General features: G+C 41.6%; 13 protein-coding genes and 1 tRNA gene. 9 read left to right on the forward strand and 5 right to left on the reverse strand.

Annotation, left to right across the window (positions count from 1 at the left end):
- The coding region (locus OC25_RS28120; RefSeq protein ID WP_039476407.1) for a hypothetical protein at positions 1-210 on the forward strand (210 nt) is incomplete at its 5' end.
- A gap of 57 nt (positions 211-267) precedes the next feature.
- On the opposite strand, the gene OC25_RS12210 is transcribed toward OC25_RS28120, so the two are convergent.
- Genes OC25_RS12210 through OC25_RS12220 form a run of 3 tightly spaced genes read right to left on the reverse strand, consistent with a single transcriptional unit; the run spans position 268 to position 5,753 of the window.
- Positions 268-816, reverse strand: a complete 549-nt coding sequence (locus OC25_RS12210; protein WP_156131462.1) for a DUF5018-related domain-containing protein — start codon at positions 814-816, stop codon at positions 268-270.
- Positions 817-838: 22 nt separating this feature from the next.
- Complete coding sequence (locus OC25_RS12215) at positions 839-2,710, reverse strand: RagB/SusD family nutrient uptake outer membrane protein (protein ID WP_039476577.1); 1,872 nt, start codon at positions 2,708-2,710, stop codon at positions 839-841.
- A 7-nt stretch (positions 2,711-2,717) separates the two neighbouring features.
- Positions 2,718-5,753, reverse strand: coding sequence for a SusC/RagA family TonB-linked outer membrane protein (locus OC25_RS12220; RefSeq protein ID WP_052266172.1), 3,036 nt, complete (start codon positions 5,751-5,753; stop codon positions 2,718-2,720).
- A 391-nt stretch (positions 5,754-6,144) separates the two neighbouring features.
- Between OC25_RS12220 and OC25_RS12225 the strand changes: the two genes are divergently transcribed.
- The 8 genes from OC25_RS12225 to OC25_RS12260 all read left to right on the forward strand — a co-directional run bounded on the left by OC25_RS12225 (position 6,145) and on the right by OC25_RS12260 (position 12,037).
- Positions 6,145-7,008, forward strand: a complete 864-nt coding sequence (locus tag OC25_RS12225) for an AraC family transcriptional regulator (protein ID WP_039476411.1) — start codon at positions 6,145-6,147, stop codon at positions 7,006-7,008.
- Positions 7,009-7,090: 82 nt separating this feature from the next.
- Positions 7,091-7,164: transfer RNA gene (locus tag OC25_RS12230), tRNA-Pro, on the forward strand.
- 389 nt (positions 7,165-7,553) lie between these two features.
- Positions 7,554-7,922: a nuclear transport factor 2 family protein gene (locus OC25_RS12235; RefSeq protein WP_039476414.1), complete on the forward strand. Its 369-nt coding sequence runs from the start codon at positions 7,554-7,556 to the stop codon at positions 7,920-7,922.
- A gap of 111 nt (positions 7,923-8,033) precedes the next feature.
- The gene (locus OC25_RS12240) at positions 8,034-8,537 is read left to right on the forward strand and encodes a DinB family protein (RefSeq protein ID WP_039476417.1); all 504 of its coding nucleotides are present in this window, start codon (positions 8,034-8,036) and stop codon (positions 8,535-8,537) included.
- A gap of 261 nt (positions 8,538-8,798) precedes the next feature.
- On the forward strand, positions 8,799-9,353 hold the full coding sequence (locus tag OC25_RS12245; protein ID WP_039476420.1) for an REP-associated tyrosine transposase: 555 nt from the start codon (positions 8,799-8,801) through the stop codon (positions 9,351-9,353).
- A gap of 302 nt (positions 9,354-9,655) precedes the next feature.
- The gene (locus OC25_RS12250; protein ID WP_039476423.1) at positions 9,656-10,201 is read left to right on the forward strand and encodes a hypothetical protein; all 546 of its coding nucleotides are present in this window, start codon (positions 9,656-9,658) and stop codon (positions 10,199-10,201) included.
- A 109-nt stretch (positions 10,202-10,310) separates the two neighbouring features.
- The gene (locus OC25_RS12255; protein WP_039476426.1) at positions 10,311-11,105 is read left to right on the forward strand and encodes an SDR family oxidoreductase; all 795 of its coding nucleotides are present in this window, start codon (positions 10,311-10,313) and stop codon (positions 11,103-11,105) included.
- A gap of 17 nt (positions 11,106-11,122) precedes the next feature.
- Complete coding sequence (locus tag OC25_RS12260; RefSeq protein WP_039476429.1) at positions 11,123-12,037, forward strand: helix-turn-helix domain-containing protein; 915 nt, start codon at positions 11,123-11,125, stop codon at positions 12,035-12,037.
- Here the strand turns inward: OC25_RS12260 and OC25_RS12265 are convergent, their stop codons facing one another.
- Positions 12,038-12,736 carry a sulfite exporter TauE/SafE family protein gene (locus OC25_RS12265; RefSeq protein WP_039476432.1) on the reverse strand — a complete coding sequence of 233 codons (699 nt, stop codon included), beginning with the start codon at positions 12,734-12,736 and terminating at the stop codon, positions 12,038-12,040.
- Complete coding sequence (locus OC25_RS12270) at positions 12,736-13,164, reverse strand: FixH family protein (RefSeq protein WP_039476435.1); 429 nt, start codon at positions 13,162-13,164, stop codon at positions 12,736-12,738. Before OC25_RS12270 ends, OC25_RS12265 begins: the two co-directional genes overlap by 1 nt.
- Between the last annotated feature and the right edge of the window lie 10 nt (positions 13,165-13,174).

Below are 13,174 nucleotides of genomic sequence, written 5' to 3' on the forward strand. Positions count from 1 at the left end.
AGTTTTATGCTTGCAGGTGGTAGTTTTATGCTTGCAGGAGGCAGTTCTATGCTTGCAGGAGGCAGTTTTATGCTTGCAGGTGTTAGTTCTATGCTTGCAGGAGGCAGTTCTATGCTTGCAGGTGGCAGTTCTATACTTGCAGACGTTAGTTTTATGCTTGCAGGTGCTAGTTTTATACGGGTCTATTCAATAAACTGCGTCATTGATTAAATGTAAAAAAGCCCGGACAGTTTCTACCGCCGGGCCCTCTAACTAAACTAACTAAACCTAAAAACCTTTAATCGTTCGCAGGATATAATTTTTGGTGCTGCCATTGGCAGCCTTTACTTCGTACATGGCATCTTTAGAAAAATTACCCGGACTACCCAGTTTTGGTGCACCATTTAAGGGTGTAACTATCGATACATCCGAAACAGTAGTATATACCCATAATTTACTCAACTGGTCTACCTGAATCAGTTTTTGAAACTGGGCATACAACTGGTTCTTGGTAACCGATCCCGTAGGGCCAGCCTTTAAAACCGAGTTCACATCGTAACTGATTGTAGTTTGAAAAACATCAACACCATTCTCAGTCAGTTTGGTGGTTTGCTTTTTAAACAACACTTCGCAAACGCGGTCTTTCTCTATTTCTTCTTTAGGCGTACCTTTTTGGATGGTATCGGTGTACAAAAATCTATAGGTATAATCAACCGTTGTCATTTCTTTGGCTGCCGAATTTTGCAAATCATCAAGACCTTTCTTCAGGCAACCCGAACTGATAGCCATATAGCCTATCAGGGAGCTTAGCATAATTGTTTTTATCGTTGTTTTCATTCTGTTAAAATTGTAATTGAAATTATTCCCAACCTGGATTCTGTTTTACCCCCGACCTTAAGCGGAAAGCCTGGTTAATGGGCAATAAATAACGTTTAGGTGAAAACCTGGCTTCGCCCACTGCATTGTTATCGGTAAAGAAACTATAAGTTTTACCATCGCGCGATATCCGGATGCCACGAAGTGAACCCTGCATTTCGGGGATTACATAGCCGCTTGAAACATACTCGCCATTACGTATGCCGCCCGAAGCACGCATACCCCAGCGCAGCAGCGACCAATACCGGTCGTTATTTTCATATACCATTTCTACATTTCTTTCCCTTTTATAAGCCTCGAAAAGCGAATTGCCAATCTGGTTACCCGTAAGTGGTGCCAGGTATGCGGTTACCGAAGCATCATCAAAGCCAGCGTGTTTAACCATGGTTGGGCTCATGTAAAGTTTCGCATTGGCAAAATCACCTTTCATCAGGTAAGCTTCGGCCATGTTTAAGTAAGCCTCTCCGTAACGCAGTACCGAAAATGAATAATCTAACCTTTGATCGGATGGAGAAGGTAAGCTAAGCACCTGATCATAAAAATATTTGAGCATCGAATAACCTGTTGAAGAGTTATAGTTTTCGGTGTTGCCGGCATTATAACCATACTCCTGAAAAGAACCTTCATTAATTTTACTGTTGGCATTGCTTACATTACCATCACGTCTGAAAAATACCCTCACCTGGTTGTTAAAGTACAGGCAACTATCGTAAAGCACGGTTGCATAAAACCTTTGGTCGCGTTTTTTAGTGGCACTGAAATACATTTTTTCATCCACGTTTGCACCCGTACTTACGTAGGAGGCATCGCCCCAGAATTTAATGCGGCCATCAACATCTTTTACGAGGTAATCATCTACCAGGTCTTGTGTTGGCCAGGCCCCGCCATCCATACCCCAAAAATTCATAGTTACGTTAATCGGGAAGTTTTGTTTGGCATAGGTAGAAAACTTTCCAGTCGACCATAAACCCTGGTATTGCATTGGAGTATCGTACAGTGACGAATTTGTTTTGTTGCGTTCGCGGGTGAGGATATTTTCTGTCGCGGCAGTAGCAGTTTCGTATCTTCTGAACAGGCTATAATAAGGGCTTAGCTGTGCACCCGATTGTGAAAGTCCCAGGGCTGTGCCAGATGCGATCACTTTATCGTAATAAATGCTGTTGGGCAAACCACCGTCTACATAGGCTGCAGCTTGTAGACCTACACGCATGATTAAGGCATGTGCAGCCTTCGCATTTGCACGGCCTCTTTCAGCTGTGGCAGGCAATAAAGTACTGGCTTTGGTTAAGTCGGCTAAAATGAAATCATAAGTTTCTTTAATGCTTGCTCTCGGGATCTGAAGGTTATCATCAGGAGAAAGTTCACGATCGATGATTTGTAAGCCGCCGTATTGCTTGGCATATACAAAATAGTGGGCAGCACGAAGAAAATAAAGTTCGCCTAATGAACGGTCTTTATAAGCTTGCGAAAATGCAGTACTGGCCTGTATATTTTTCATTGCCGTGTGGATGCGCCAGAGAATAGGGTAGCTCAGCCAGCCATAATTGTCGTTATTGGTCATCAGTTCGGCTCTTTCCTTCGACCAATAAGAAGAGTTTAGGGTACCCGTCATGGCATTTTTGGTACTGCTCTCTGATCTGGCAGAGTTGCCGTTGGCGTAAGAGGCCATCCACGAGCCTTCTCCAAGTACATCCGCATAAACCTGATAAATAAAAGCAGTGGTTAAGTTCTCACTGCTCCAGGTTTGCTCGCCCGTAATCTTATCATAGGGCTTTGTTTCCAGAAATTTTTTGCACGATGAGCCCATTAAGACCACCAGTGCAAGAATAAATATCGATTTATAATGTTTCATCATTTTAAGCTTAAAAACCAAGTTGAAATCCAAAAGAATAAGTTCTCATCATCGGGTATGCATAGCCATCAAAAGAATTGGCTTCAGGATCGCCATATTTAACAGATGGGCCAACAGCAAACAGGTTGATACCAGAGGCATATACCGTTAAGTTGCGTAGCCAGTTTTGTTTGTTAAGTATCGCATATTTAAAATCGTATGAAAGCGTAAGCGATTTTAAACGCACATAAGTAGAGTTGCGCACCCAAAAGTCGGATGAGGCATAGTTGTTATTATCGTTTAAGGAAGCATTTCCAGCCCTTGGGAATGTGGCACCCTGATTTTCCGGCGTCCAGGTATCAAGCTGGTAGGCAAAATCCAGCCGGCGTTCTCCTTCCGAACCCATGGCCACATTGCTCATGTAGGTTTGGCGTGAGCCTGTACCTTGTAAAGTAGCAGCAATACTGGCACCTTTGTAGCTTGCCCCCAGGTTTATACCAAAAACAAAAGTAGGTGAGGTGTTATGTCCGAATCTGGCCTGGTCTTGTCCATCAATTTTTCCATCATTGTTTACATCCAGATATTGTAAGTCGCCAGGCCTTAAATCTCTTGAGGTGATCCGCTTAGGATTGTTTAAGATATCCTGTGGATTGGTATACACCTTTGCGCCAATATAACCGGTAGCCACATAATATTTCTCATTACCTTGTGCCCTTAAACGCGGATTAGCCAGCGTTACGCTATCTTCGTTGGTTCTGAATGCGAGCGAACGGTAATAGGTAAAGTTGAAACCTGCATTGAAATTTACCTGCCCGAATTTCGTTTTGTAATCGAGCGAGCCATCTAAACCCTCAATACGGTCTTCGGCTCTCGAAACGATTAATGGAAGTGAATAGCCTATCGGATCAACATAGCGTGAAGCATCAGCGGCCAGAAAGCCTTTGGTTTTTTCGAAAAAGTAATCCACTTTACCTTCCAGTTTGTTTTTGAAAAGGAAAAAGTCGAGCCCCAGATCGTACTTGGTGCGGTCGAACCAGGTGATGTTTACGCTTGGCGTAGGACCCGGTGTAACCGTATTAACCAATTGACCGTTTACTACATAAGCATTGGTGTTATAAGCATAGGTTGGAAGATAGGAGTAAGCCCAGTGATCGATATTGTTTACCCCGATTTGGCCATAAGAACCTCTTATTTTAAGGTAGCTCAGTACGTTTTTGTCTTTTATGCCCTCAAAGAACTTTTCTTCTGAAATGGCCCAGCCACCTGAAACAGATGGGAAGAAACCCCAACGCTTGCCATCCGGAAAGTTATCTGAACCATCGTAACGGCCGGCAAACTCTAGGATATAACGGTTTTTGAAATCGTAGTGGAAACGCCCTACATAACCCATCCAGGCCTGTTCGCCTTCGGTATTAGCGGCTGTTATCAGCGAGGCATCGCCTTTTTGAATTTGTTTAATCTCTGTAGTAGTAAAGCCCCGTGAGCTACCTGCCAGGGTATTAGAGTAATAATGCTGCATGGTTTGTACAACGGTTGCCTCTATGTTATGGGCACCTGCAATTGATGTTTTATAATCGGCACGGGCATTTACATCGTACTGGCTGGTCATGTATGATGATCTCGAAACGCCAATATTTGCCGGAAGTTCTTTGGTTGCATTTCCCTGGTCATCATAATAAGTAGCCGTTTCAATCCAATCTACGCGGTCTTGAGTAGCAATGTTATAGTTTCCGTTAAAACCAAGGGTTAAGCCTTTTACACCGGGAACATTCCATTTTAACATACCCGACAGCTGGTTGTAAACCGTACGCAGTTTAATATACCCCGGACTTAGTAATTGCAGGGCAGGGTTATCGAACTGGTTAGATACCAAACCTGCAGAGGTAAACGGTTTTTCAAAAGGTGTACGGTCTTTTAAACGCGAAAAGATGGTACCTGCACCTGCTGGTGGGTATTTCTCATCCTGAAGCGATCCGTTTAGCATAAAATCGAAACTGAGGCCAATTTTATCAAAGTTAGTGCTCACGTTCGAGCGATAGTTGTAGCGGTTATAATCCAGCGAGTTAAACTTGTAAATACCTTTTTGTCCTAAGCTGCTTAAGCTGCCAAAAAACTTTAATTTTTCGCTGCCACCATTTACCGAAAGCGTATGCTCATTTTGAGGCGCATAATTACGCAACAATTCCTTTTCCCAGTTGGTATAGCTTGATAGGTTGTTTTGGATGTCGGTCATCTCGGCCGGTGTTTTAAAAGCATTTACACCTTGCCCCAGTGCCTGGTTCAGTTTGTTTATAGCTGTTGCAAATTCGTAAGCATTCATACGTACCGGTGCATACGAAGGGGTGTTAAATCCAAAGTTACTCTGGTAATTGAATTGCATATCACCGGCCTCTCCCTGCTTGGTGGTAACTACAATTACCCCGTTACCTGCATTCATACCATATACAGCTGTTGAAGCGGCATCGTTCAGGGTAGTTAGCGATTTAATGTCCTCTTTGTTCAAGGTTAAAAAACGCTGGCGGTTGGAAATGAAACCATCAATAACATATAGCGGCTCCCCATTACCACGGATAGAGATACTTGCGCCGTTTTGTCCGGGTTCGGCAGAACCTTGCTGTACAATTAAACCCGGTATGCGACCCTGTAAAGCCGATCCCATATCGCCAATAGGCAATTGTTTAATGGTTGCCGGATTAAGCGTAGAAACTGATGTAGAATTTTTACGGACATTGGTGGTACCAAAACCCACTACCACTACATTATCGAGAGTGTTGCCTTCTTCGGTAAGGGTAATGTTAAAAGAAGGGTTATTGGCCATTACTTCGGCCGTTTTAAAACCCACAAAAGTAAAACGAAGTTTAGTGCCGGCAGGATTGGCTACTTCGATTTTGAAATTACCGCTGGCATCGGTAACCGTTGTGCGGTTTTGTCCAATGGCTGTAACTGTTACGCCCTGAAGCGGTTTTTTGTCGTCGCTCTTGACCGTTCCATTAATTGTTTTTCTTTCTTGAGAAAAGGCATAGAACGAGAACAACAGCAAAAACTGCAGAAGTAAAATTTTCTTCATGATTTTTGAAATTGTTTTTTTGATTAGTTAAAAGGGATGTTGTTTTAAAGTTGTTGATTTAGTTTTAATCAATGTTGCCTGAGCGCGTTGCGGCCTCGGTCATCCTATTTTTATCCGGTGTAAAAGAAAGAGATGAACAGCCAAAGTGGCCCGGCCTAAAAAAGGTGGATTTTCTTGTCATAAAGTTTATTTTTTGGTTAAAAAAACATTCAATAGTGCAGGGATAGTTTACGTTGGCTATCAAATGTTTATTAATACTAAAATTAGGGAGGTGTACATGGTTTTTGTAAAACTATAATTGTAAAAACCTAAACTTTTTTACCTTAATTGAGTGTATTTGTCTATTTATCATTAATTTAGTTTATTAAACAGGCGTTTTTAACCAAAAAGTATGAGATCAGAACTGATCAATGTCAACCATTCGGGCGATAAATCCATCCACATCAAACACATTGATAATAACCGGCTTATATCGTCTTTTCATTTTCATGATTTATGCGAGCTGGTGTGGATTGAGCGGAGCCAGGGTAAAAGGATCGTGGGCGATCATATCGGCAATTTTGAAGACGATGACCTGGTGCTGATGGGGCCTAACCTGCCACATATCTGGCAAAATGATAAACGCTACGAAGATCACGACGATGAAACCGTAAAATCGGTAGTGGTTTATTTCAGTGCAGATTTCTTTGCCACTTTGACGGATGACCAGGAGGTTTTGCTACAGGTAGCCGATCTGGCTTCGAGAGCAGCACGGGGGATGGTATTTGATCAGGAAACTACCAGTAAGGTAAAACCCATTTTACTGAGCCTGGCCAATAATGATGGTTTCGGTAATATCATCTCGGTAATCGAAATCATTAAAATACTGGCCAGATCGAAAGATTACCGTTACCTGTCGAGCGCTACATTTAAAAATCATTACGACGAGAAAGACAGTAACCGTATTAATAAGGTTTACCAGTTTTTAATGAAAAACTTTCATAACGATATCCACCTCGAAGAAGTAGCCGAATTATGCAATATGACACCCAATTCTTTTTGCCGCTTCTTTAAAATGCGTGCCCAAAAATCGCTCACCCAGTTTATCAACGAAATCAGGATTGGTCACGCCTGCAAGCTCTTGCAAAGTGAAGATAACAGCATAACCGATGTATGTTATGCCAGCGGCTTTAATAATCCCACCAATTTTAATAAGTTTTTTAAAGCGATAAAAGGCATGAAACCCTCCGAATACCGGAATATGTTGCGGAAATAAAAAAATAAAATATCTGGCAGCTGCTCTTGAGATTTTCGTTGCGGATGTTATCTTTGTTCGTTTTTCAGATCAGATTGATTAACGGGATGTAGCGTAGCCAGGTATCGCGCCAGCATGGGGTGCTGGAGGTCGGAAGTTCGAATCTTCTCATCCCGACATAGAATAAAGCCTTTAAATTTAAGATTTAGAGGCTTTTTTTGTTTTTGTGTAAATGCTGTGATTTAGCGTTAAGACTTGCGGTAGTAGGATTAGTATAATAAGAATAGAATTGTCATCCTGAGCCTGTCGAAGGATCTGACCTAACACTGAGTGCAGCGTTTCGACAGGCTCAACGTGACAAACTTTAAGAAAAATAAAGATTTATAATAGAGTCTCTTCGTCGATCTGGATTTGTAACACAGCTGGTATTTAATCTTTTAGAGATACTTCGCTACGCTCAGCATGACAGATCATCTAAGGTGTCTTAGCTGTCTAAGGTGGTGGAAAACTGGGCAAATAATTTAGGTTCATCTGTTTCGCTTTTATATCTTTAGCAAAAAACAGTTATGGAAAGTAAAGTGCTAAAATTAGAAGAACAGCTTGTTGCCGCCATCTTAAATAGCGATGTAGCAGTATTGGATAAATTACTTCACGATAAACTCGTATTTGTTAATCACCTGGGGATGACGCTAACTAAAGCAGAAGATCTGGCTCCACATATCAGCCACGATTTAAAAATTAACAGTTTAGCAATTTCAGACCGGCACTTGCATTTGTTCGGAGATACCGCAGTGGTTGTAGTTACAAAAGAAATTAAAGGAAGCTACCTGAATCAGCTGTTTGAAAGTAAGCTGAAGTTCACCAGAGTGTGGAAATTACATGCTCAGGATTGGAAAGTGATTGCAGTAAGCAGTGTGCCACTACAGGCATTTTAAAGGGTTTTTGATGAGGTTTGGACAGGCAAATATTTTTATCTGTTGTACACTCAGAAACCTGTTTCAATCCTAAATATTCCTTATTTTTATATATGACAAAACAATATAAAAATGATGAAACAAGCATTAATTGGTGAGTTCATGCATGAAGCTGAAAACACCAGAAAATTATTATCCATGATTCCGGATAGTGCATTGGAATACCGTCCGCAACCACACCTTTGGTCGGTAGGCCAGCTCGCTTCGCACATTGCCGAGGTATACAACTGGTACGAACCAACATTCGATCTGGATGATTTTGATATGGGTTCATATAAATACGATAAAGGCGATATCAGTAAGGCCGCTAATATCCTGGCCAGGTTTGAAGAAAATGTTTCGAAGGCAAAAACGGTAATCGAAAACTCTGATGAATCTAAGTATATGAACAACTGGATAATGTCTGCAGGGGGCAATGCATTAATGCCGGCCATGCCAAAGATTCAGGTCATCAGAGGATTTCTTTACAACCATTTGTACCATCATCGTGGTGAGCTGATTTCGCACCTCAGGGCAACCGGAAATAAAGTACCATCGTTGTACGGTCCTAATTACGAAGAATCGCAAGCATTCTAAATCTGGTGAAATCAGACTTACTTATTAAAGGCTATCTGATTTTTTAGATAGCCTTTTTGTTGATACTTAAAGAAAGAAGATCGTCATTGCGAACTGTAGGGCTGGATTGGTGATATGGCGTAAAGCAATCTTTTATAAGAGATGCTTCGCTGCGCATTACTAGCGCAAGTCTTAGCGGGGAGGATAGCGTTGTTGGTTGACTTGTGCTTTTAAAACTAACAACCAAATTGATTATCTGCTCTAATCCATCTATATTTATAAATGAGCATAAAATATAAATTTCATGACCCTGGTGCAATATATTTTGTCTCTTTTGCTGTTGTAGGATGGATAGATGTTTTTACGCGCAGCGTTTATAGCGATATTTTATTGGAAAGTTTAACTTATTGTAGAAAAGAAAAAGGCCTTAACTTACATGCCTGGGTAATCATGAGTAACCATGTTCATTTAATTGTGAGTAGCAGAGAGGGTTATTTATTATCTGATATTATGCGCGACTTAAAGAAATATTCATCATTTAGGATAGTAAAGGAGATAAGAGAGAGCACGATTGAAAGCAGAAAAGAATGGATGCTTTATTTGTTTGCTAAGGCTGGACAACAGAATAGCAACAATAAAAACTTTCAGTTTTGGCGGCAGGATAATCATCCCATCGAATTAGATCCTCATTTAAATATGTTCGAAGAACGAATTGATTACCTGCATAATAATCCGGTTAAGGCTGGGTGGGTGACAAATGCGTCAGACTATTTGTATAGCAGTGCTATCGATTATGAAGGTGGTAAAGGATTGATTGAGATTGATTTATTGGTTTAATGAATCGGTATTCAGTCAGTGGCATAAGCTCATTGGCGAGGGCACAAGTCAGTATTACTAGCGCAAGTCTTAGCGAGGAGGATAGCGTTGTTGGTTGACTTGTGCTTTTAAAGCCAGTAAGGTTGTAAAGGATTGATTGATATTGGTTTAATGAAACGGCATTCAATCTGTTGCATAGGCTCATTGGCTAGGGCACAAGTCAGGCCATTGCACAGGTCCGGAGCGCTAAGACTTGCGCCAGTAGGGCCAGTAGGGGGTGCGCCAACAATGGGAATTAGAAAATAAAATTAAACAGCAAGGCTATGTTCAGAAACCTTAAAATTGCAGTTTCCTTTATTTTGGTAATTGTTACATTTATTCATTGTACTAATAAAAAAACAGATTCAAGAAAAGTAAATTGTTTATCAGATTTAATGATTTTTGCAGATACATTAAATTTGGATACAAGTAAGACTTTAGAATATCATTTTAAAACCCGTGTTAGTCAAGCAATTTTTGATTGTGATCTGAATACTTTCAGACATAATAAACAGCTAAATAAAGCGACAGCGAGGATTATATTGAAAATTAATTACTACTTCATTCAAAAAGGATGGGGTAATGATGAAGATTTATTACCACTATATTCAATATCTCCATTTTTGAATAAAATTTTGGACGAGGGTGTTTACATGCAAACTAAAAAAGAACGACAAGGGCAAGAGATTCAGATTTTAACCGCTTCTTCTTTGGCGACTTTTATTTTAAATGATAATACGCTGTCGAAAGATAAAGACTTAATTTTATTAATTGAAAAATGCTATCCTCGCTTTATAAAAAAGAAGTATGAATCTCGCCTGGAGCGCTAAGACTTGCGCCAGTGGTTGTGCAACGTCATTTCGGCTACAAATAGCTGCATTTTGGCAACGCAGAGGAGCTGCCGGGAGACGAATTTTGTATTGTTAAAAGAAAAACAATATGAAAACAATTTTTATTACCGGTGCTTCAACCGGATTAGGCCGGGCCACCGCCATATTATTTCAGCAAAATGGATGGAAAGTAATCGCTACCATGCGTAATCCCGAAGCAGAAACTGTACTTGGACAATTGGAGCATGTAACCCTTTTGCCACTCGATGTAACCAACGAAAAACAAGTAAAGAGCACTGTAGATTTGGCTATACAACAAAGCGTAGACGTGGTGTTTAACAATGCCGGTTATGGTTTGGTTGGGCCAATGGAAGCCATTTCTGATGAACAAATGGTGAGACAGTTAAATACCAACCTATTGGGCGTGTTGCGCGTAACGCAGGCTTTTATTCCCTATTTCAGAGAAAAAGGCGCTGGTACATTTATTACCACAACCTCTATGGGCGGATTGTTTGCTTTCCCGCTGGGTTCGGTTTACCACGCTACCAAATTTGCTTTGGAAGGCTGGAGCGAAAGTCTCTCGTTAGAGCTTGGTCTTTTCAATATCAGTGTGAAAACCGTAGCCCCGGGCGGTATTGCTACCGATTTTATGGGGCGTTCTATCGATGCACCTTCGCACCCGGCTTATGAAGAAGCCAACCAAAAACTCTGGGGACTATTTAATGCCGACAATTTCTCAACAGCAGCACAAATTGCAGCAGTGGTGTACGAAGCCGCAACCGATGGTAAAGACCAGGTGCGCTATGTAGCCGGCGAAGATGCCAAAGCCTTGTATGCCCAACGCACCGAAATAGGTTACGAAGCATTCAGAAAAGAGATGCGTAAAAACATTTTTGGATCATAAATACTTAAATTAGCCTGATGAAAAGAGTTGCCGCCGCACCGCATAAAATAGATACCATTTCGGATTTACACCGCATGCTGGGCCTGCCTGGTCCGCTGCATCCTTTGGTAAGCCTGGTTGATAATACGAAGATTGCGGCGCTGGTAGATCAACTTCCTGAAACTTTTTTATTAAGCTTCTATAAAATTTCCTTTAAAAAACTGCTCAAGGGCCGCATAGGTTACGGGCAGGGTTATTACGATTTTGATGAGGGTGGTCTGGTATTTACGGCCCCTCATCAAATTATTTCTATTGATGCCGAAGCCGAGTTTTATGGCTCTACTTTATTAATCCATCCCGATTTTATCCGCCATTACCCTTTGGCCAAAAACATTAAACAATACGGTTTCTTCTCGTACGAAACCAATGAGGCGCTACATTTGGCAGAAAAGGAGCGAACAACCATTTTAGAGGTTCTGGCGCATATAGACCGCGAACTGAATAACCCGATCGATGATTTTAGCCAGGATGTAATTATTGCCTATATCGAAGTGCTGTTAAATTACAGTAACCGTTTTTACAAACGCCAGTTTATTACGCGAAAGGCCATTAACCACGATCTGCTTTCGAAGATGGAACAATTGCTGCACGATTATTTCGAAACCGAAAATGGTTTGAACAAAGGCTTACCCACAGTTGAGTACCTGGCAGATCAGCTGCATCTTTCGCCCCGCTATTTAAGCGATATGCTACGCTCGCTTACCGGACAAAATGCACAGCAGCATATTCACGAAAAGCTGATTGAAAAAGCGAAAGAAAAGTTGAGCATTACCAGTTTATCGGTGAGCGAAATCGCTTATGCACTGGGTTTCGAACATCCTCAGTCATTCAGCAAATTATTTAAGAGTAAAACCAATCAATCGCCACTGGCATTCAGGCACTCATTTAACTGATTAGCGGCAAAGTACTGTGCCGTTAAAATGCGTACCCATATTGGGCGAAATAAACGGGATACCAAGCTCGGCCGAACGGAGCAAAAGCAATACGCCCATAAAAAGCATAAACCAGGGGATAAGCCTTTTGGTATTAAAACGAATGTACTTTTTGAGGTAAATACCACCCATCGAGATCATCATCAACAACGGCGAAGTGCCTAAACCAAAAAGGAACATAAACTGCAATCCGCTATTTGCAGATGCGCCATTTACAGCTGTGGCCAGTGCCAGGTACACCATGCCACAAGGAATGATACCATTGAGCATGCCGGCCACAAATTGCCATAAGGGGAAGCCCATCAGTTTGCCCATCAGTTTAGCAATGGGGTTAATCAGCTTAAACTGTAGTGCACTAAGCCGATGGCTATAAGTTGTCCGCATTTGCAAGAGGGTAAACACAATTAAAAGCAAACCTATGGTTATACTCAGTATTTTCTGGTTGGCTACCAGGTTAAAAGTACTGCCGAGCCAACCAGCTAGAGCCCCCATCAGGCTATAGGTGAAAACCCGGCCCGATTGATAGAGCAACAAAGCCCAGCCCGTTTGCCAGCTGCTGTTCTTTTCGAAAGGCATAGCCAGCATCAACGGACCGCACATTACCGCACAGTGCAGGCTGCCGAGTAGCCCCATTAAAAATGCAAGTGGCAGGTTGTTCATTACAGCGTAATACTTTTTTTATACTGATATTGTTTCTGATTGCTTTTCCATTTTAAATCGAGGTACCAAAGGCCTTTATCGGCAGGTTTACGGTCTACTAAAATCAGGTGACTGTTGCCCAGGGTATTGCCGTTTTGCTTTTTATCGGCCCGCGCATTGGATGGCCGCATCAGCACCAGGGTATAACTGGCGCTGTCTTTTAAACGGATAATTACCTGGCTAGGGTTTACGGTAATAACGGGTTCAGCATGGTCTGCAAAGGTATTTGCCTTCTGTTTGTACTCTTCATCGTAACGGAGGCCTTTTTCGTAATAATTGCTTTCTACCAGCGTATCGTTACCCTGTTTACTGAGCATGTAAGCACCCAGAGCCAATATAAAAAGCATAAATGCAGCCATGGTGATGATAATTTTTTTTCCCCAGTTCATATCGTTTATC

Origin of the sequence: Pedobacter kyungheensis (assembly GCF_000812965.1) — a bacterium.
Taxonomy (GTDB): domain Bacteria; phylum Bacteroidota; class Bacteroidia; order Sphingobacteriales; family Sphingobacteriaceae; genus Pedobacter; species Pedobacter kyungheensis.

Bases quoted from the DNA above. Each gene is read 5' to 3' on its own strand.
- OC25_RS12255 (WP_039476426.1), top strand. From the start codon at position 10,311: ATGAAAACAATTTTTATTACCGGTGCTTCAACCGGATTAGGCCGGGCC.
- OC25_RS12225 (WP_039476411.1), top strand. From the start codon at position 6,145: ATGAGATCAGAACTGATCAATGTCAACCATTCGGGCGATAAATCCATC.
- OC25_RS12215 (WP_039476577.1), bottom strand. From the start codon at position 2,710: ATGATGAAACATTATAAATCGATATTTATTCTTGCACTGGTGGTCTTA.
- OC25_RS12265 (WP_039476432.1), bottom strand. From the start codon at position 12,736: ATGAACAACCTGCCACTTGCATTTTTAATGGGGCTACTCGGCAGCCTG.
- OC25_RS12235 (WP_039476414.1), top strand. From the start codon at position 7,554: ATGGAAAGTAAAGTGCTAAAATTAGAAGAACAGCTTGTTGCCGCCATC.
- OC25_RS12210 (WP_156131462.1), bottom strand. From the start codon at position 816: ATGAAAACAACGATAAAAACAATTATGCTAAGCTCCCTGATAGGCTAT.
- OC25_RS12270 (WP_039476435.1), bottom strand. From the start codon at position 13,164: ATGAACTGGGGAAAAAAAATTATCATCACCATGGCTGCATTTATGCTT.
- OC25_RS12240 (WP_039476417.1), top strand. From the start codon at position 8,034: ATGATGAAACAAGCATTAATTGGTGAGTTCATGCATGAAGCTGAAAAC.
- OC25_RS12250 (WP_039476423.1), top strand. From the start codon at position 9,656: ATGTTCAGAAACCTTAAAATTGCAGTTTCCTTTATTTTGGTAATTGTT.
- OC25_RS12260 (WP_039476429.1), top strand. From the start codon at position 11,123: ATGAAAAGAGTTGCCGCCGCACCGCATAAAATAGATACCATTTCGGAT.
- OC25_RS12220 (WP_052266172.1), bottom strand. From the start codon at position 5,753: ATGAAGAAAATTTTACTTCTGCAGTTTTTGCTGTTGTTCTCGTTCTAT.
- OC25_RS12245 (WP_039476420.1), top strand. From the start codon at position 8,799: ATGAGCATAAAATATAAATTTCATGACCCTGGTGCAATATATTTTGTC.